This window comes from Bdellovibrio bacteriovorus, assembly GCF_048286975.1.
Taxonomy (GTDB): Bacteria; Bdellovibrionota; Bdellovibrionia; order Bdellovibrionales; family Bdellovibrionaceae; genus Bdellovibrio; species Bdellovibrio bacteriovorus_H.
In genome coordinates, this window is record NZ_JBLVRT010000001.1 from 834,786 (window position 1) to 854,055 (window position 19,270).

General features: G+C 48.7%; 18 protein-coding genes. 15 read left to right on the forward strand and 3 right to left on the reverse strand.

Annotated elements, in window-relative coordinates; genetic code table 11:
- The first annotated feature begins 2 nt into the window (after window positions 1-2).
- Together mnmG and rsmG are read left to right on the forward strand one after the other, a co-directional pair.
- On the forward strand, window positions 3-1,931 hold the full coding sequence (gene mnmG / locus ACNQKP_RS04130; protein WP_417863010.1) for a tRNA uridine-5-carboxymethylaminomethyl(34) synthesis enzyme MnmG: 1,929 nt from the start codon (window positions 3-5) through the stop codon (window positions 1,929-1,931).
- Entirely contained in the window at window positions 1,882-2,547 is a 666-nt protein-coding gene (gene rsmG / locus ACNQKP_RS04135) for a 16S rRNA (guanine(527)-N(7))-methyltransferase RsmG (RefSeq protein ID WP_417863012.1), read from the forward strand. Before mnmG ends, rsmG begins: the two co-directional genes overlap by 50 nt.
- A gap of 28 nt (window positions 2,548-2,575) precedes the next feature.
- Here the strand turns inward: rsmG and ACNQKP_RS04140 are convergent, their stop codons facing one another.
- The gene (locus tag ACNQKP_RS04140; RefSeq protein ID WP_417863014.1) at window positions 2,576-3,070 is read right to left on the reverse strand and encodes a hypothetical protein; all 495 of its coding nucleotides are present in this window, start codon (window positions 3,068-3,070) and stop codon (window positions 2,576-2,578) included.
- Between the two features lie 127 nt (window positions 3,071-3,197).
- Between ACNQKP_RS04140 and ACNQKP_RS04145 the strand changes: the two genes are divergently transcribed.
- The 10 genes from ACNQKP_RS04145 (at window position 3,198) to atpC (ending at window position 11,331) form a co-directional block, all read left to right on the forward strand.
- Window positions 3,198-4,010, forward strand: a complete 813-nt coding sequence (locus tag ACNQKP_RS04145) for a ParA family protein (RefSeq protein ID WP_417863015.1) — start codon at window positions 3,198-3,200, stop codon at window positions 4,008-4,010.
- Between the two features lie 14 nt (window positions 4,011-4,024).
- Entirely contained in the window at window positions 4,025-5,035 is a 1,011-nt protein-coding gene (locus tag ACNQKP_RS04150; RefSeq protein ID WP_417863017.1) for a ParB/RepB/Spo0J family partition protein, read from the forward strand.
- A gap of 41 nt (window positions 5,036-5,076) precedes the next feature.
- Entirely contained in the window at window positions 5,077-5,391 is a 315-nt protein-coding gene (locus tag ACNQKP_RS04155; protein ID WP_015092837.1) for a bactofilin family protein, read from the forward strand.
- A 94-nt stretch (window positions 5,392-5,485) separates the two neighbouring features.
- On the forward strand, window positions 5,486-5,920 hold the full coding sequence (locus ACNQKP_RS04160; RefSeq protein ID WP_417863019.1) for a hypothetical protein: 435 nt from the start codon (window positions 5,486-5,488) through the stop codon (window positions 5,918-5,920).
- Window positions 5,921-5,933: 13 nt separating this feature from the next.
- Window positions 5,934-6,491, forward strand: coding sequence for an ATP synthase F0 subunit B (locus ACNQKP_RS04165; RefSeq protein ID WP_417863021.1), 558 nt, complete (start codon window positions 5,934-5,936; stop codon window positions 6,489-6,491).
- A gap of 4 nt (window positions 6,492-6,495) precedes the next feature.
- Window positions 6,496-7,044: an ATP synthase F1 subunit delta gene (gene atpH, locus ACNQKP_RS04170; RefSeq protein WP_417863023.1), complete on the forward strand. Its 549-nt coding sequence runs from the start codon at window positions 6,496-6,498 to the stop codon at window positions 7,042-7,044.
- Window positions 7,045-7,046: 2 nt separating this feature from the next.
- The gene (gene atpA / locus ACNQKP_RS04175; RefSeq protein WP_015092833.1) at window positions 7,047-8,570 is read left to right on the forward strand and encodes a F0F1 ATP synthase subunit alpha; all 1,524 of its coding nucleotides are present in this window, start codon (window positions 7,047-7,049) and stop codon (window positions 8,568-8,570) included.
- A gap of 12 nt (window positions 8,571-8,582) precedes the next feature.
- Entirely contained in the window at window positions 8,583-9,470 is an 888-nt protein-coding gene (atpG, locus tag ACNQKP_RS04180; RefSeq protein ID WP_417863025.1) for an ATP synthase F1 subunit gamma, read from the forward strand.
- Window positions 9,471-9,481: 11 nt separating this feature from the next.
- Window positions 9,482-10,888 (forward strand): F0F1 ATP synthase subunit beta, encoded by a 1,407-nt coding sequence (gene atpD / locus ACNQKP_RS04185; protein WP_417863027.1) that lies wholly within the window; start codon window positions 9,482-9,484, stop codon window positions 10,886-10,888.
- 26 nt (window positions 10,889-10,914) lie between these two features.
- The gene (gene atpC, locus ACNQKP_RS04190; RefSeq protein ID WP_235046201.1) at window positions 10,915-11,331 is read left to right on the forward strand and encodes an ATP synthase F1 subunit epsilon; all 417 of its coding nucleotides are present in this window, start codon (window positions 10,915-10,917) and stop codon (window positions 11,329-11,331) included.
- A gap of 60 nt (window positions 11,332-11,391) precedes the next feature.
- On the opposite strand, the gene ACNQKP_RS04195 is transcribed toward atpC, so the two are convergent.
- Window positions 11,392-12,933, reverse strand: coding sequence for a glycoside hydrolase family 3 protein (locus ACNQKP_RS04195; RefSeq protein ID WP_417863029.1), 1,542 nt, complete (start codon window positions 12,931-12,933; stop codon window positions 11,392-11,394).
- A gap of 190 nt (window positions 12,934-13,123) precedes the next feature.
- On the opposite strand from ACNQKP_RS04195, the gene ACNQKP_RS04200 reads away from it, so the two are divergent.
- Window positions 13,124-14,101 carry a hypothetical protein gene (locus tag ACNQKP_RS04200; RefSeq protein WP_417863031.1) on the forward strand — a complete coding sequence of 326 codons (978 nt, stop codon included), beginning with the start codon at window positions 13,124-13,126 and terminating at the stop codon, window positions 14,099-14,101.
- On the opposite strand, the gene mfd is transcribed toward ACNQKP_RS04200, so the two are convergent.
- Window positions 14,098-17,616, reverse strand: coding sequence for a transcription-repair coupling factor (mfd, locus tag ACNQKP_RS04205; RefSeq protein ID WP_417863033.1), 3,519 nt, complete (start codon window positions 17,614-17,616; stop codon window positions 14,098-14,100). The two genes, ACNQKP_RS04200 and mfd, sit on opposite strands and share 4 nt — an antisense overlap.
- 120 nt (window positions 17,617-17,736) lie before the next feature.
- Here mfd and ACNQKP_RS04210 point away from each other — a divergent pair, with 120 nt between their 5' ends.
- The gene (locus ACNQKP_RS04210; RefSeq protein WP_144313889.1) at window positions 17,737-18,108 is read left to right on the forward strand and encodes an NADH-quinone oxidoreductase subunit A; all 372 of its coding nucleotides are present in this window, start codon (window positions 17,737-17,739) and stop codon (window positions 18,106-18,108) included.
- 9 nt (window positions 18,109-18,117) lie between these two features.
- Window positions 18,118-19,269 (forward strand): complex I subunit 1/NuoH family protein, encoded by a 1,152-nt coding sequence (locus tag ACNQKP_RS04215; protein ID WP_226987860.1) that lies wholly within the window; start codon window positions 18,118-18,120, stop codon window positions 19,267-19,269.
- Window position 19,270 lies beyond the last annotated feature (1 nt).

Genomic DNA, 19,270 nt, shown 5'->3' on the forward strand with positions numbered 1-19,270 from the left:
TTATGGCTAACAAAAAATATGATGTGATTGTTGTCGGTGCCGGCCACGCGGGTATTGAGGCGTGTCTGTCTTCCGCACGTTTGGGTCTGAACACCCTGATGGTGACTACCAACACGGATCGTATCGGTTACATGAGTTGCAACCCGTCCATCGGGGGACTTGCCAAAGGACACATGGTTCGAGAGATCGATGTGTTGGGCGGTCAGATGGGTGTTGCAGCTGATGAAACCTGCATCCAGTACAAACGCTTGAATGCCTCGAAAGGTCCCGCGGTTCGCGGCACCCGTGTTCAGAACGACAAGCACTTGTATTCTCAATTCCAGAAAGATGCCTTGTACAACCAACCTAACCTTGAGGTTCTTCAAGGCGAAGTAAAACGCCTGATCCTGGAAAAGGATCTGTGTGTGGGCGTGGTGTTGCAAGATGGTTCTGAGATTTTCGGTAAAGCGACCATCATCACCACCGGTACATTCATGAACGGGGTTATGCATATCGGTCTTCGCCAGGAGGCCGGCGGCCGCGTGGGGGATCAGCCTTCTATCGGCTTGTCTGATCAGTTGGCGCAATTCGGTTTTGAGGTGAAACGCCTAAAAACCGGAACTCCGGCGCGTTTGCTGAAAGATTCCATCGACTGGTCTAAAACCATCCCGCAAGCTGGTGATGAAAAGGTTTATCCTTTCAGCTTCAGATCCTCGGATAAGTTGAAACTTCCCCAAGTGCTTTGTTACCTGACCCGCACCACCGAAGAAACTCACGACATCATTCGTGGGAATCTGGATAAATCCCCTATGTACTGCGGGATTATTGAAGGTGTGGGCCCTCGTTATTGCCCGTCCATTGAAGACAAGATCACTCGTTTCGCCGAAAGAACCAGCCACCAGACATTCCTGGAGCCGGAAGGTCTTTCCACGGATTTGATTTATCTGCAGGGTATTTCCACCAGTCTTCCGGAAGACGTTCAGGATCGTTTCTTAAAAACCATCCCGGGTCTTGAGAATGTGAAAGTTGCACGGTACGGCTACGCCGTGGAGTACGACTATATTGAGCCGACTCAGATCTGGCATCGTCTGGAAACCAGAACCATTCGTCAGTTGTTCCTGGCCGGACAGATCAATGGAACCTCCGGTTATGAAGAAGCGGCCGCTCAAGGTCTGATTGCCGGAATCAATGCGGCTCACAGTATTTTGGGTCGTGGGGAATTCATCTTGGGTCGCGATCAAGCCTATATGGGCGTGATGATCGACGATCTTGTGACGAAAGGGACTCGCGAACCGTATCGCATGTTCACTTCACGCGCAGAACACCGTTTGGTTTTGCGAGAAGACAATACTATCGACAGGTTGAGTGACTTGGGTCGCAAACTGGGTCTTGTTTCTGCAGAGTCTTTCGAGCTTTTGACAAACCTGCGCGCACGTCGTCAGGTTTTACATGATCGTTTGAAGAACACTGTGCTTTATCCGACCAAAGATATCCAGGCTATTTTGGCGACAATTCCGACTCCAGCTATGTCGAAGTCTTTAACTTTCGAGGAGTTGCTGCGTCGTCCTGAACTTACGAGTTCACACCTGGAACTGCTGAATTTTGAGCTGGATCCGGATCCAAATGTGGTTGAGCCGGTTGAAATTGAAGTGAAGTACTCGGGTTACGTAAAACGGCAGATGGACCTCATTGTTCAGTCAAAAAGGCTGGAAGAAATGCTTCTTCCAGACGACTTGGCGTATGGTGAAATCCGGGGTCTTTCCAATGAAGAGAAGGATAAGCTGCTGCGCGTCAAGCCCCGTACCTTAGGTCAAGCTCAACGCATAAGTGGTGTTAATCCATCCGCTATTCAGGCTATAATGATCCATCTAAAAGGTCATAAGAAGATCAAGGAGATGGGGCTTGAAGGACAATCAGGAACAGGCAGCACCGATAGTATACTGGCGCATTGATGAGTGGTTCCCTGATCTAAGTCCAGATCTCAGGACTCGACTTAAGACCTATCATGAAGAACTTCTTAAGTTTAACCGCACTCTGAATCTTATTTCAGCCAAGACGGTTTTTGTCGCTGACGCTCTTCATTTTGCTGATTCTATCATGGCCTCCCAGGCCATTATGAAATCCAATCCAAAATTAGAGAAAATCTTTGACCTGGGGTCCGGCAACGGCTTCCCGGGTCTGGTGTTCGCACTTTTGTATCCAAAGGTGCAAGTGGTCCTGGTAGAGGTCGATCAAAAGAAGTGCGAGTTCCTGACCCACGTTGCGGGTGTTTTAAAGCTCTCAAATGTGACGGTCGAGAATAAAGCCATCGAGTCTTTCCCGGACGGATCCATGCACTATGTGATGGCTCGAGGACTAGCGAATATTTCCAAGTCTATTATGATAACCCGTAAAGTGGTCCCTAAGGGTGGTGTTTTCTATCACTTGAAGAGCGAAGAGTGGGGGATTGAAGTGGGAGATATTCCAACCCAGCTTTGCTCTGTTTGGGCACCTTCACTGGTGGGGGAATACAAGCTTCCGATTGGGGCTATTAAGTTTTCAGTGGTGAAAACAGACAAAATCGCCTGATGTTCCACGTGGAACATCCCAGAAGAGACTAATGATGACCCCCGGCCGCTGGTTCGGGGGTTTTTTCTTCCCCAAGGCCGACTTCTTTCATTCTTTCCTTCACATCCCAGCTTTTCTTGGCGTTTCTAAAGCGCTGCTGGGTCTGATAAGACGCCCACTCCTGTGGGTCGGGCCAAGGCTCACCCTTTTTAAAGGCTTTATTATAAGAGCGTATGGATTCTTTCCGGCGGGCCTCGATTTTAAGTTCGAGATACTGCTTTTCCTGCTCCAGGCGGATGATCTTTTCTTTTGATTCACGCACGCGCTTTTGGGCGTACTTAATTTGACCTGTTTGCGGAATTACTTCTGCCAGTTCTTTCTCGAAACCCTCAAGACCCTTCTTTTCGGATTCAAGAGCGGCGGATGTGGCGCCAAGCTGTGATTTGTAGTCGGTGTATATAGGATCCTTCAGCTCCGGATTTGGATCGGGCTTATTACAGGCTAAGAGGCATAAACTGAGGATGCAAAGGGTGATTAATCTCATAAATACACTTGTTCCACGTGGAACATCGGCAAAAACAGCGAAAAACATAAGGTGTGGCGCGAAAAACTAGTCTTTATTCTTGAATGTTCACGCAAAAAGGAGGACTTTTTTACCTCAAGGAGGAAAAATGGCAAAAACAATCTGCATAGCGAATCAAAAGGGTGGTGTTGGTAAGACAACGACGTCTGTAAACCTCTCTTCCGCCTTGGCGTCTCTTGGTAAAAGAGTTCTTTTGATCGACATGGACCCTCAGGGAAATGCCTCCAGCGGTTTGGGTATCAAAAGATACGATAGCCAGGATGCGAATAGCTACCATGTGCTTATCGGCGAAAAAACTCTGGCCGAGGCTACTCAAAAAACGTCCAATCCAAATCTTCAAGTATCCACGGCTAATCCTGACCTGGTGGGCGCGGAGATTGAATTGGTTGATATGCCGCAGCGTGAATACCGTCTTAAACAGGCGATTGCCACCGTGGCTGATCAATATGACTTCGTGATCATCGATTGCCCTCCATCTTTGGGTCTTTTGACTTTGAACTCCCTGAATGCGGCGGACAGTTTCCTTGTGCCTCTTCAGTGTGAGTACTATGCACTTGAAGGGCTTAGTCAGCTGTTGAATACTGCGGGACTAATCAAAAAGAATTTGAATCCTCAACTGCATATCGAAGGCATCGTTCTGACGATGTTTGATATCCGGAATAATCTGAGTCACCAAGTTGTGACCGAGATTAAGAACCACTTTGGCGAGAAAGTATTCAACGCCATCATTCCAAGAAATGTACGCCTCAGTGAGGCACCAAGCCATGGTCAATCCATCTTCGAATACGACAGCAAATCCATCGGCGCAGTGAGATACCTTGAGTTGGCACGTGAAGTGATCGTGCGCTCAGAAGTAAAAGTGACGCCAGAGATGGCTCCACAGACAGAACAGATGGCATAAGAAGGGGAATTTAAATGTCTGATATTGCTGTAGAATCCTCAAACAAGAAAAAAGGCCTGGGCCGCGGCTTGGGCTCTTTGTTGGGTGGCCCGGCTCCGGAACAAGCTCCGGCGGCACCGAAGGCGCCTGCTGCCACATCTATTAATAGTAATGTAGCTTCAACTCCCGCTCCAGCGGCTGCTCCTCAAGTAGCGACACCCGTCGCCCCTCCCGTAGATCCTGAGAGCAAAATCTGGAAAGTGGGAATTGATAAGCTTTCACCTGGTCAATACCAACCTCGTAGAACATTTGAGAAAGAGCCGCTTCAGGAACTTGCTCAGTCTATTAAAGAGAACGGTATTCTTCAGCCCATCGTGGCTCGTCGTACGGTGTCCGGGAAACTGGAAATCGTGGCCGGTGAACGCCGCTGGCGTGCATCCCAACTGGCGGGACTGCATGAAGTTCCAGTTATCCTTAAGAATTACGACGACAAACAAGCCCTGGAACTGGCGATTGTTGAGAACATTCAGCGTGAAGATCTGAATCCGATCGAAGAAGCTGAAGGTTATTCCCGTCTGATTTCTGAGTTCAAATTGTCCCAGCAGCAGGTGGCGGAAAAAGTCGGCCGTGACCGTGCGACGGTGGCGAATGCTGTTCGTCTATTATCTTTGCCTGATTCTGTGAAAGAGATGATCTCTGGAAACGAACTTTCTGTGGGTCACGCCAAAGTTCTTCTTTCTTTGCAGGATCCGAAGAAGCAGATGGAATTCGCGAAAAAAGTTGTGAACGAAAAAATCGCGGTTCGTAAGCTTGAAAAAATGGTGCAAGCCGTCGTGAAAGGTAACGATGAAGTTGAAGAGGCACCAACTTTTGATTCTAATGTTACTCAGCGTTTGATTTCTGGTTTGAGCGATGAGCTTCAGAAAATGCTGGGTACGAAAGTGAACATTGATTACGCCAATTCAAAAGGTAAAATCACCATTCACTTCTATTCCGATGATGAACTGACCAATATGGTAGATAGGCTTAAAGAAGGATGGCAGTAAACCTTTCCCCCGCACTCCAAGAAGATCTTTTGACTGGTCATGTGACGGCAATCCTTGACCAGGGGACCCATTTCGAAGGAAAGCTCAGCTTCGAGGGGACCGTTCAAATTGGGGGCGACTTTAAGGGGGAAATCTTTACCAAGGACACCATCGTTATCAACGAAGGGGCCTCCGTAACGGCCCAAATCGAAGCCGATACCATCGTTATTTCTGGCCGGGTTGAGGGAAATCTCTTTGCCCGTCGCAGGGTTATAATGCACCCTCCGGCCATCTTCAAAGGCACCGTAACATCCCCAAGTCTGCGCATCGACGAAGGGGTCGTTTTCGAGGGTGCGTCCTACATGCCTAAGTCTTAGGCAGCGAACATTATCATCTAGAAATACGCCTTGACCTGTTCAGGCCGCCAATGCTAATTCCGAAGGTCAAAAAATCAGTAGGGATTTCAACAAAATGGACATTTTTGCACAACTAGGTATCAATACCACGGCCGGCATTCAGTTTGTGTTCTTCGCAATCGCTTTGATCTTTTTAAGCAAAGTCGTTTTCGGTCCTTATGCTCATGCATTGGAAGAAAGAGAAAGAAGAACCAAGGGCGGCGAAGATCTTGCTCTTGAATATCAAAATAAATCCGTAGAGTTGCAGACAGAGTACGAGGTTAAAACTCGTGACTTGAACAGCCAGATGAAGTCCATCATCGATGCGGCCAAATCTCAGGCGAACAAAGATTACGAAACTGCAGTATCCAAAGCCCGCACAGAGGCTGACAAACTTGTTCAGGACAACAGAACTCAAATCACGACTGCGGTTGCGACTGCGGCGGGCGAACTGAAGTCCCAGACAAACTCTGTAGCAATGGCAATCACCAGCAAGCTTCTTGGTAAATAAGAGAGTAGTGCATATGAAATTGATTTTGAATCTATTGGTACTTCTGGCTCCGGCAGCGGTATTTGCAGCAGGTGGCGGTCATCACGGTGACGGTCATATCCCAACTTCCACAATCATGTTCCAGGCGATCAACCTGACGATCCTGTTTGCGGCGATCATCTATTTCACTAAAGATGCTATCGTGTCCTTCTTTGCAGGTCGCAAAGCGGCTTACCTGGAAGCAGCTCAGAAATCCGCGTTCGCGCGTGAGCAGGCTGAAAAAGAATTCGTTGATATCAAAAACAAACTGGCAAATCTGGATCAGACTCGCGAAGAGAACCTGCGCAAAGCACAGACTCACGCTGAAGACCTGAAAAAACAAATCCTTGATGAAGCCAATGATGTTTCCAAGCGTATTAAAAATGATGCCGAACTGACAGCACGTCTTGAAGTTCAGCGCGCTCAAAAAGAGCTTCGCACTCAGCTTCTGCAGGATTCTGTAGAAGCCGCTCGCATCGTTTTGACGAAGGATCTTGGTTCTTCCGATCAACAAAAATTGCAAAAAGATTTCATCAACAACGTTGGAGTGTAAGCCGATGAGAGTCAGCGAGATTTCCAAAAGATACGCAAAAGCCCTTCTGGCTGTAGCAAAGCAAAAAGGCATCCACACTCAAGTGCACGCAGAACTGCAGGCATTGGTGAAGTCCTTCGCGGGCGATGTCACTGTAAAAAACTATTTCGAAAATCCTATGATCGGTTCTGATCAAAAGATCGCAGCTGTAAAAGCATCTTTGTCCGGCAAGGGTGTGTCTGAAGAAGTGGTGAATACCCTTGTTCTTCTGGCTGAAAAAAACCGCTTCGGTGTTCTAGAGCAAATTTCCTTCGCATACCGTGATCTTCTTGATTTGGAAGAGGGCGTGACTCGCGGAGTGGTTCGTTCTGCCCAGCCTCTGGCAGCAGATGCTCAAAAAGACATCGAGCAAAAAATCACTAAAGTATTGAATAAGAAAATCGTTCTGACTTACGAACAGGATCCAAAACTGCTTGGTGGCATCGTTGCCACTGTAGGCGGCTGGACATTCGATGACAGCATCGACACTCATCTTAAAAAATTAAATGAAGAACTAAACAGGAGAGCCAACTAACAATGGAAACACAAATCCGTGCTGACGAGATCAGTCGCGTTCTCAAAGAGCAAATCAATCAATACAACAAAAAGATTGAAGTAAGTGAAACAGGTAGCGTTCTTTCCGTAGGGGACGGGGTTGCTCGTATCTATGGTCTTGAAAACGCAATGGCTGGTGAACTTGTAGAGTTCCCAGGCGAAGTATACGGAATGGTTCTGAACCTTGAAGAAGGTTACGTTGGTGCCGTATTGTTCGGTGAAGACCGTCACATCAAAGAAGGCGACGTAGTAAAAAGAACGAAAAAAATCGTTTCCGTACCTGTAGGTGAAGCTCTTCTTGGTCGCGTTGTAGACGCCCTTGGTAACCCGATCGACGGCCGTGGCGCTATCAACACGCCTCACTCCCGTATCGTTGAAACCAAAGCTCCTGGTATCGTTTACCGTCACCCGGTTGAAGAACCACTTCAAACTGGTATCAAGGCGATCGACGCCCTTGTACCAATCGGCCGTGGTCAGCGTGAATTGATCATCGGTGACCGTCAAACTGGTAAAACAACTATCGCAGTTGACACTATCATCAACCAAAAAGGTTTGAATGTTCAGTGCTTCTACGTAGCTATCGGTCAAAAACAATCCACAGTAGCTCTAGTGGTTGAAAAACTGCGTGCAGCGGGTGCTCTTGAGTACACCACTATCATCGCGGCGAATGCTTCTGACCCAGCTCCACTTCAATACCTGGCTGCTTACTCCGGTACAGCTATGGCTGAATACTTCCGCGATACTGGCAGACATGCTCTTATCGTTTACGATGACTTGACGAAACAAGCTCAAGCTTACCGTCAATTGTCTTTGCTTCTTCGTCGTCCTCCGGGTCGTGAAGCTTACCCAGGTGACGTATTCTATTGCCACAGCCGTTTGTTGGAACGTGCTTCCAAATTGTCTGCTGATAAAGGCGGCGGTTCTTTGACTGCATTGCCAATCATCGAGACTCAAGCGGGCGATATCTCTGCTTATATCCCTACAAACGTGATCTCCATCACTGATGGTCAGATCTTCCTTGAATCCGATCTATTCTACAAAGGTGTGCGTCCAGCGATCTCCGTAGGTAAATCCGTTTCTCGCGTGGGTGGTGCGGCTCAGATTAAAGCGATGAAACAAGTTGCAGGTTCCCTGAAACTTGAGCTTGCTCAGTTCCGTTCCATGGAAGCATTTGCTGCGTTTGCATCCGATTTGGATAAAGCGTCCCAGCAACAGCTTGCTCGTGGTCGTCGTCTGATCGAAGTGTTGAAACAGCCTCAATACTCTCCGGTAAAAGTTGAAGAACAAATCATCATGATCTTCGCTGCTGGTAACGCGTTCGTGGACCAATACCCAGAGACAGACGTTAAGAGATATGAAAAAGAAATGATCGAGTTCTTGAAAAACAAGCACTCTGAGATCATCAAAACTATCTCTGAGAAGAAAGCGATTGCTGACGATACTAAAAAAGCATTGTTGGCAGCTCTTGAAGAGTTCAAAGCAATCTTCCAACCTTCTAACAAGTAATTTGGTGCTTAAATGGCAAGCTTGAAGGATATCCGGGCTCAGATTGAGTCCACTAAAAACACCCAGCAGATCACGAAAGCTATGAAGCTCGTGTCTGCTGCAAAGTTGAGAAAGGCGCAGAATAACATCGTTAATATGCGTCCTTATGCTCTGGCTTTGCGTCAGGTGATTGCGGATATCGCTGTGACCAATAAAGTGTCGCATCCGTTGATGGAGAAGAAAGAACAAGTAAAGAATGTTTTGCTTGTTGTTATCACTTCTGATCGCGGTCTTTGCGGCGCTTTCAACAGCAATATCAACAAATTCGCTGAAGCTTATTATAACAACAACAAAGCTTCTCTAGAGAAGATCGACTTCCTGTTCGTGGGTCGTCGTGGTCATGACTACTTCGCAAGACGTGGTATCAAGCCGGTTGATTACATCACCAAGCTTGATAAGGACATCTCCTATGAGCTGGCTTCCAAAGTTGCAAACCGCGTGATGAATGACTACCTCGAAGGTTCATACGATGAAGTTCGTATCGTTCACAACGAGTTCAAATCTGCAATCTCTCAGGTTGTGACAGCTGAAACTCTTCTTCCAATTGATCTTGGATTGACGACTTTCAAAAAAGAGGCTGACACAGCATCCAACTTTGCTGTCGACATGATTTTCGAACCGGCTCCAGAGCAAATCATCAAAGAATTGCTTGAGAAACACTTCGAACTTCAGGTTTACAGATGTATGTCCGAGTCTGTTGCGGGTGAACATGGTGCTCGTATGAGCGCGATGGAAAACGCGACAAACAACGCGAAAGAGATGATCAACAAGCTCACTCTGACGTACAACAAATTGAGACAAGAAAAAATTACTACAGAATTGATTGAAATCGTATCTGGCGCTGAAGCGCTTAAAGGATAGGGAGCTGAATAATGGCATTCGGTAAAGTAAAACAGGTTATGGGTCCCGTAGTGGACGTAGAATTTGAAGGCGGGGAACTTCCTGCGATCAACTCTGCTCTGCGTGTATCAAACAAATTTATCTCTGACGTTGAATTCAACCTTGTTCTTGAAGTTGCTCAGCACTTGGGTGACGGTGTTGTAAGAACGATCTCTATGGACCAAACTGAAGGTTTGGTTCGTGGTGAGAAAGTTAAAGCGTTGGGCACTCAAATCACAGCGCCAGTAGGCCGTGAAGCTTTGGGCCGTATCATCAACGTAGTTGGTGAACCAATCGACGAAATGGGTCCAGTAAACGCAAAAGAGCAATGGGGTATCCACAGAACAGCTCCAAAATTTGAAGACCAAGCTACATCTGCAGCAATGTTGATGACTGGTATCAAAGTCGTGGACTTGCTGGCGCCTTACGCTAAGGGTGGTAAGATCGGTTTGTTCGGTGGTGCGGGCGTTGGTAAAACAGTACTTATCCAGGAACTTATCCGTAACATCGCTACTGAGCACGGTGGTTTCTCCGTATTCGCCGGCGTTGGCGAGCGTACTCGTGAAGGTAATGACTTGTGGCAAGAAATGAAACAGTCTGGCGTATTGGCTAAGACTTCTTTGGTGTTCGGTCAGATGAACGAACCTCCTGGAGCTCGTGCGCGCGTTGCTTTGACTGGTCTGACTGTTGCTGAATACTTCCGTGACGTTGAAAACCAGGACGTATTGTTCTTCGTCGACAACATCTTCCGCTTCACTCAAGCGGGTGCTGAAGTTTCCGCACTTTTGGGTCGTATCCCTTCTGCGGTTGGTTACCAGCCAACTCTTGCTACTGAGATGGGTACTCTTCAAGAGCGTATCACTTCCACTAAAAAAGGTTCCATCACTTCCGTTCAAGCGGTTTACGTACCAGCGGATGACTACACGGATCCAGCTCCAGCAACCACGTTCACTCACTTGGATGCTACGACAAACTTGGATCGTGATATCGCGGCTATGGCGATCTTCCCTGCGGTTCACCCATTGACGTCCACTTCACGTCTTTTGGATCCAACAGTTATCGGTGAAGAGCACTACAAGTGCGCTCGTGACGTTCAGGCGTTGTTGCAGCGTAACCGTGAGCTTCAAGACATCATCGCGATCCTGGGTATGGACGAGTTGTCTGAATCTGACAAATTGGTTGTTTCCCGTTCTCGTAAGATCCAGCGTTTCTTGTCTCAGCCGTTCTTCGTTGCTGAGCAGTTCACTGGCTTGCCAGGTAAGTACGTGGATATCAAAGACACTGTTAAAGGTTTCCGCGAGATCCTTGATGGTAAGCACGATGCTCTTCCAGAGCAGGCGTTCTACCTTGTTGGTACTATCGAAGACGCTATCGAGAAAGCTAAGAAGCTGCAGGCCTAGTGCCTGCCTCTTCCTAAGGGGTGAATATGAAACTGACAATCGTGACACCGGAAAAGCGCATTCTTGTTGGCCAAGAGGTCGACGAGGTGACTGTTCCAGCATTCAAGGGAGAGTTGAACATTCTTCCTGGTCACGCTCCATTGATCACCACTCTGGAAACAGGCGTGATGAAATGGAAACTCAAAGGGAAAGAAAAGCAGGACTTGGCTGTTATCAGCTGGGGTTACTGCCAGGTTTCTCCTGAGGGCGTGAATATTCTTGCCAATATCGCTGACCTTCCTGAAGACATTGATCTTCAGGCGACAAAAGAGTTCTTGGCTCTTTCTGAAAAGAAGATCATGAACGAATTGATCACAGACGAAGACTGGGCAGAGTTCCAGCGCGACTGGGCTCACGCGAGAGCGAAAATCGAAGCGGCTGAACAACAGCCAGCTAAGAAGTAAGAAACTAAAACGGAGGCCACAAGCCTCCGTTTCTTTTTTCAGAATGTCATTTCTGCGGATCTAATCCTTCAGAGCAAACGAGCCTTGAGAACTTTTTAAGATCTCATCCCGGTACTGGGCGATCTTTTTACCGGCATCCTTGTGATTAAAATAAAGCTGAATCACCTGGCGGTAGCCGCGGGATTTCGGAAACAGGCGAGGCGCCCCCAAGTTCACCACAATCAGTTTCTGGCGTTCCTGCAGAGATAGGCCACGCACCTGACGGGCTGTGCGCGGGCCGGTAACCCCGACAAATAAAGCCGTGCACCGTTTTTTATTCAACAAGGCAGAAAGGTCCTTACCCAACGAGCTGTTTTCAAGCTTCAGGCTGGGTATCTTTCTTTTTTCCGCGCCCACAAAGGACAGCAAAAAATCTTGAGACGGTGAGGCTGCACAGACCGTTTCCACCGAAGCGGGTTTGCGTGCGGACTTCGCTGAAGGCAGCTGTCTTGGGATCAGGCTGGTTTTTAGGTTCTGGGATAGAACTTCATCTTCGACTTCCGCGTATTGAGGCGAGGTGAGGCTGTTGCCACTCAGCATGGACGGAAGCTTTGGATCTCTGCGATAGACGTTCGCAAAGGCCTTTACGCGCAAAATACGGCGAAGTTTTTCATCCACGCTGGCGGTTGGAAGTTCTCCGGACTTCAGCGCCGCTAAGACATAGTCAAAAGCCTTTCCTTGGTCGGCAAAAGACCATGTCAGCATCACAATGTCAGACCCGGATTGCAGCGCGCGCAGGGCCGCCGCTTCCGGACGCAGCACTTGCTTTGATCCTTGCATCTGCAAGTCATCGGTCATGACCAAGCCCTGGTATTTTAATTCATCACGCAAAAGCGTTTTTGAAATCTTGGAGGAAAAGCTAGCAGGTTCCAAATCTTCATCAAGACCCGGGTAAATCAGATGGGACATCATCACGGCAATATTGCCGCCGATTTTTGAATAACCCATGAAAGGAATCAAATCGCGCTTTTTCATTTCTTCCAAAGTTGCACTGTTCTTTACTACCGTCAGATGCGGATCCTGATTCAAGCTGCCAGTGCCGGGAAAGTGTTTCGCCGTGGGGATCACGCGCGCTTTAAGAAGACCCTTTGAGTAGGCCACGCCGATATCGCGCACCAGTTCCGGATCCGAGCCAAAGGATCTGACACCAATGAAACTTGTCGAATAGGGATCCACCACATCCAGCACGGGCGCCAGATTCATGTTGAAGCCCACTTCGCGCAGGAACAGTCCTGTTTGATATCCCATTTCTTCCGCCAAAAGTGGGGACTGGGTTTGCCCCAAAGCCAACGCATTCGGCGGAGCTGGCGTGATCGGTAATCGGGACACCGATCCCCCTTCCTGATCGATGGCAATCAGTGGTGGAAGTTTGGAATGTTTGTAGCTTGATTTATAAAGAGCCAGATTCAGTTCACGAATCTGCGGGGCTGAAATCATATTGCGCTTAAATAACAAGAAGGATCCGGGTTTGTATTTCGCGATAAAAGATTCAAGATCCGGAGCCACGTCTTTATGGGGAAAGCCGACGATGAAAAGCTGTCCGACTTTTTCTTCAGGACTCATTTGTTTGATCTTGGAATCGATGACTTTTGACAGCTTGTCAGCCGAAGGACCAGAAGCTAGTACAAGGTGGGGAAAAACAAGAATCAGCAGACAAAAACTAAAATTCCTAAGGATTCCCCTGATATACTTGTTCATAAGATTCAGACTATCACTTGGCCAATACGAGGCCAGACGAGATTTGAGAGACAGCATGAAATTGCACCAAAGTCTTAAATCAAAAGTATGTATTCTGCTGACCTTGATGGTGGGCTTTTCTGCTTATGCTCAAGATATCGAGCAAGAAGTGGAAGCTGCTGACGATGTCGAGATTCAACAGCAGCAACAAGCCCCGGCTGACTTTGACGATCTAACACCTGTAGAAACCACCGACGTGGATGAAGAATCAGACCCCTTCGCGGAAGAATCCACAACAACATCTGAAGAAACTTCCACCGCAGAAACGGAAGAAGTTGCGCCAGCTCCTGAGGAGCCCGCTGTGATTGAGGCTCCGGTTCAAAGATATGCCGAGCCGACGCCAAGCCCGACCTTGGAAAACCTTCCTTTGGTGGAAGTGCAGATTCGTCAGGACAATCTGGCTGACTACAAAGTCCGACGTGAAAATCACGGCACGTATGTGTCGTTTGATTATGAGGCAATCGAATTTAAAAACTTCATTTCCACTTTGGACGGTCAATCCTACAAAGCTGTTTTTGGTTCGGACACGGTGAACCTGATTCAGCTGGGTGTGGACTATAAATACAACTTCATGCTGGGCTCTTTGGCGGCGGGTGCTTTCTACGGCGTTGGTAAAGTCGACGGCAACAGCGATCGCAGTCTTGAAATCACCAAATATGGCATCGGCTTTAAATTCACGGCCGACATGCTGATGAATGAACCATACGTGGCCCCTTATGTGGGAATCAACGTCTGGCAGATGGGATTCTCGGAAAAAAGTGCGACGGATTCATTCTCGGCAACCACTCAGATGGGCTACAACTACACGGTGGGATTGTTGATCCAGCTTGATTGGATTGATTACGAGTCGGCGAAACAAAGCACGTTCAACTGGGGTCTTGAAAACACCTTCATCGACGTCTATGCGACTCAGTATGCAAAAACCGAAGCGCCGGATGATCCAGACACCACCACAGACTTCCTGTTCGGTGGCGGCCTTCGTTTGGAATTCTAGATAAGTCTTAACAGAGCATCGATTTCTTCGTGAACCGCGGACCAGGTGATGGTGCTCATTTTGATGTTCAAGCGGTTGTCCGGGGTCAGTGAATACTTTTTGCTTTCACGGATCGCCAGCTGAATCACCTTTTCCGGGCTCAGTTTGGTTTTCTCGGTGAAGATCAAAGAGATGGATTTGAGTCCGGCACTGATATCACGAACGCCCAGTTCTTTGCACTGACGACGAATCAGCATAAGGCCCATCAAGTTCACGGTTTGTTCCGGGATCGGTCCGAACTGATCACGCAGCTCTTCTTCGATGCGATCCAGTTCTTCGTTGGACGTGATATCCGCCAAAGCTTTGTAGTAACCCAGACGAATGCGGATGTCCTTGATGTAAGCATCCGGAATAAGCGCCGGGATTTTCAAATTCAGTTCTGGATCCAGATCCATGTCTTCAACCGACTCACCCTTGGCCTCCGCCAGGGCTTCGTTCAGAAGATCCATGTACATTTCATAACCGACCGAGTTGACGTGACCGGATTGTTCCTCGCCCAGGATATTCCCGGAGCCACGAAGTTCCAGATCGTACTGGGCAATCTTGATGCCGCTGCCAAGGGCGGTGTTTTCCTGAATGATTTTCAGACGCTCTTGCTGCTCTTTATCGAGCTTGTGATTTCTTGGCATCATCAAATAACAGTAAGCCCGTGTTTTGGACCGACCCACGCGTCCGCGAAGCTGATAAAGCTGGGACAGGCCAAACAAGTGTGCCGTATCAATAAACATGGTGTTCGCACGTGGCACATCCATTCCGGATTCCACAATCGCCGTACACACCAGCACGTCAATTTCGTGATGGAAGAAGGCGAGCATCGCTTTTTCAAGTTCGTGCTCTTCCATCTGTCCGTGGGCCACACGAATCCTTGCTTCCGGCACAATCTGACGAATTTCATCGACCAGGCCATAGATGGATTCAATGCGGTTGTGGATGAAGTACACCTGACCACCGCGAGAAATTTCCGCAGTGATGGCTTTGCGAATGGTTTCCGGATCAAACTTCGTTACAAACGTTCGAGTGGGCAGACGATCCACGGGAGCCGTGTTGATCAAACTCAGATCGCGAATGCCCACCAAAGCCATATTCAGCGTGCGCGGAATCGGTGTCGCTGACAACGTCAGGGTGTCGACGCTGGTTTTGATCTTTTTGATTTTCTCTTTGTGAGTGACGCCGAATTTTTGTTCTTCGTCGATAATCAAAAGTCCCAGGTCCTTATAAGCAATCGAGGAACCCAGCAGTTTGTGCGTGCCCACGATCAAATCAACTTTGCCGTCTTTCAAATCTTGCAAAGTCTTTTTCACTTCAGCCGGAGTCACAAAACGATTCAGCACGCGAATATCCACCGGCCAGCCTTCGAAACGTTTTTTGAAGGTTTCAAAGTGCTGGAAGGTCAAAACAGTGGTCGGTGCCAGCACCGCCACTTGTTTGCGGGCTTGAATGGCAAAGAACGCCGCGCGCATGGCAACTTCCGTTTTACCGAAGCCCACATCGCCGCACACAAGCCGATCCATGGGTTTTGTGGATTTAAGATCTTTGCGGATGTCATTGATGGCGCGAAGTTGATCGTCGGTTTCCTCATACGGAAAACCGTTTTCAAACATCAGCACTTCGTCTTCTTTAATCACAAAAGCCGGGCGGTGCATTTCAGCACGCTTCGCATACAAGGCCAACAGATCCGCAGCAATGTCGCGCACGTGAGATTTGACTTTGGCTTTGGTTTTTTCCCAGGCTGTGCCACCCAGCTTGTCCAGGATGCTGGTGCCAGCGCCCGAGAACTTCTGCAGCTGACCCACGCGGTACACGGGCAGATAAAGTTTGTCTTTATCCTTGTAGCCGACCTGGATGTATTCAGATTCGACGCCGCTGATATTCATGATTTTCAGGCCTTCATACTGGCCGATCCCGTGTTTGGTATGAACAACCAGATCACCGGGTTTTAAATCACCGAAGGACAGACGCTTGGCCTGCTTTTGGAAATCCTGGGCGCCGCTGGATTCTTTAGCGCGCTGTTTTTTGCCGTAGAAGTCCTCGTCGCGCAGGAAGATGATCTTTTCTTCCTCCAGACGCAGGCTTTCAGCAAGGTATCTGGGCACGATGTGAACGATGTTTTGTTCACGATCCTGTTCCTGCAGCCACGAATCCCAGCGGTATTCATCGCTGCTTGTACGAACGGCTTTAAGTTCCAGTTTTTCAAACACCAAAGACAACCGGTCGATATGGGACTGATTCTTGGTGCTGACAAAGATGCGATAACCCTCATCACGCCAGCGATGAAGTTTGTTGGTCGCGGCCTGCAGCCACTGCTCGGTGCCGACTGCGTTGGCTAATGCCAGGTTTGTAAAATCCTGAGTCATTGCCGTACGATACTCAACGCGGGAATCGTCCGAGTTTTCTTCGTCAAAGTATTCCAAGGAAGAGAAATACACCTGGCGAGAGTTGAGCGGATAGGCCAAAGCTTCAAAGTTGACGTAGATGTCTTCAAGCTCCGGACGAATCACGTGAGCGTCGCTGGTGCGGTGATCGGCTTTGAGTTCCGCCCACATTTCATCAGCACAGCGAGAGATCTCCACCGGATCCAGGAACCACAGATTCAAAGCGCCCGGGAAATGATCGGCCGGCGTGGCAAGTTCGCCGTAGAAAAATGGAAGCAGGAATTCAATGCCCGGAAAGGCATTTTTTAACACCAGGGATCGCAGGGTTTCTTCGGCCTCCGCCTTATCCACCTTGCGGCCCTCAAGCGAGGCGCGCACCCGTTGCAAAAGGCGCTCGTGCGTTTCATCGCGATAAAGAACTTCGCGGGCCGGAGTCAGAACAAAGGATTGGATCTCGTCCGAGCTTCTTTGATCCGCCACACTGAAATGACGAAGGCTTTCCACCTGATCCCCGAACAGATCCATGCGCACGGGCTGATTTTCGGTGGGTGGATAGATGTCCACGATACCACCACGAACCGCGAACTGACCCTTGTCTTCAACCATCGGAGCCGCGGTGTAACCCAAGGACGAAAAATAGTCCGAAAGGTTCTCGGGAAGCTCATCCCCGGCGCGAACTGTTTTGGAGTGATCCTTCAGGATTTTCACCGGAAGGGTTTTCTGCATCAGTGCGTCAACTGAGGATATGAAGATTTCTCCGGCTTTGGCCGACTGAGCTTTTGCCAGGAAACGAACCCGGTCGGCGACGACTTGGGTGTTGGGATAGAGGCCGGAGTAGGGTGAAACATCGAAAGCAGGCAGAATATGACTTTGACGACTCGGGTCGAAGAACTCCAGCAAGGCTTGCAAGGTCACCGCTTCACGATGACTGCCAGTCACAACAAGATGCGGCAAGCCGTTGATTTTTTTAGAGTAAGTCTGCGACAAAAAGTAAGCAAGCGCCAGCGGAGACGCCGCCCCGGTGACTTGAATCTTTCCGCGAGTTGTTTCAAAGGCTCTCTCCAGGATGGATTCGAGTCTTGTGTGAGTGCTTTCGGCTTTCATTTGGTGGGCTCATCTTGCCACGCTTATCGCCTTGTTTCCATTCATATTTCTTGGTTTTCACTGACGACACATATATAACTAATTGAAATCCAAATAATAACGACAACTTTGGAGGGACTAGTGCCACTCGGTGGAGTCATATTCATCGTCATTTTCATTGCTCTTTTTGGAGCCTTTTTAGTTTGGCTTGCAGCCAACATTACTGGGACAAAACCGGTATACAACCCTGTGAAGTACGAGCCTTACGAGTGCGGTATTCCTGGTATTGAGAAAAAGGAAACAAAGATTTCTGTTAAGTACTATCTGACAGCGATCCTTTTCATCCTTTTCGATATCGAGATTATCTTCATGTACCCTTGGGCGATTTCATTCCGTGAGTTCATCGCGACAGGCGAAGGCACATTTGTCTTCGTTTCCATGATGATCTTCATCGCGATCTTCATCTTCGGGCTGTTCTGGGAAGTTAAATCTAAAGCTTTGGAATGGGACTAAGCGATGGGAATGGGTAAAGATATTTTCGAGATAACCGTCAACGGTTTAAAACTGGTCGTCATCTTCCTGATGATGGTTCAAGCAGTGCCTATTTTGGTTTGGCTTGAGCGCCGTGGATCTGCCTTCATTCAGGATCGTCTGGGTCCGAACCGCGTGGGTCCTCTGGGTCTGGTGCAGCTTCTTGCCGATGCGGTGAAGTTCCTGAACAAGGAAAACTTCATGCCGCAAACTGCGAAGCCGTTCCTGTACTATGCGGCTCCGATCTTCGCGTTGATTCCGGGGGCAGTGGCTTTCTCTGCAATTCCGCTTTCTTCTCCGATTCAGGTAGGCACCTTTGAAATGTTCGGCTCCACTTGGGGTCCTTACACTTTCCTGGTTCAGGGCTATGATATCGGCGTGGGCATCGTGTTCATCCTTGGTGTCAGCTCATTGGCTGCTTACACATTGCTGATGGCGGGCTGGGGTTCCGGCAACAAGTACACCTTGATGGGTGCGCTTCGTGCTTCCGCTCAAACGATCTCTTACGAGCTGGCTTTGGGTCTTTCCATCGTGGGTGTGATCATGCTTTATGGCACATTCAACCTGACGGAAATGACGCTGGCTCAGCAGGGTCCTTTGGCGTTCTCTTTCCTGGGTCACACGATCACCGCAAACTGGCTTCCTAACTGGGGTATTTTCTATCAACCAGTGGGCGCTTTGTTGTTCTTCTCGGCCGCGTTTGCGGAATCCAACCGTCTGCCATTTGACTTGGCGGAAGGTGAGTCCGAGCTGGTAGGTGGTTTCCACACTGAGTACGGCGGTTTCAAATTCAACATGTTCTTCATCGGGGAATACGGTCACATGATGATCGCTTCCGGTCTGATGGTGCTGTTCTTCTTCGGCGGTTACACGATCCCTTACGTGTCTGTGGCTGAGCTGAATGAATGGGCGGCGGGTGTTGCTTCCACAGCCGGCAAGGCAAGTGCCCTGGTGGCGCTGATCCATTTCCTGGTGTTCAACATCAAGTTTGGTTTCTTCATGTGGGTCTTCATCTGGGTACGTTGGACTTTGCCTCGTTTCCGTTACGATCAGCTGATGGATCTGGGTTGGAAGACGATGCTTCCTTGGGCTTTGGCAAACACCATTATCACAGCCTTTGTGATCTACATCGCATCTTTGTAAG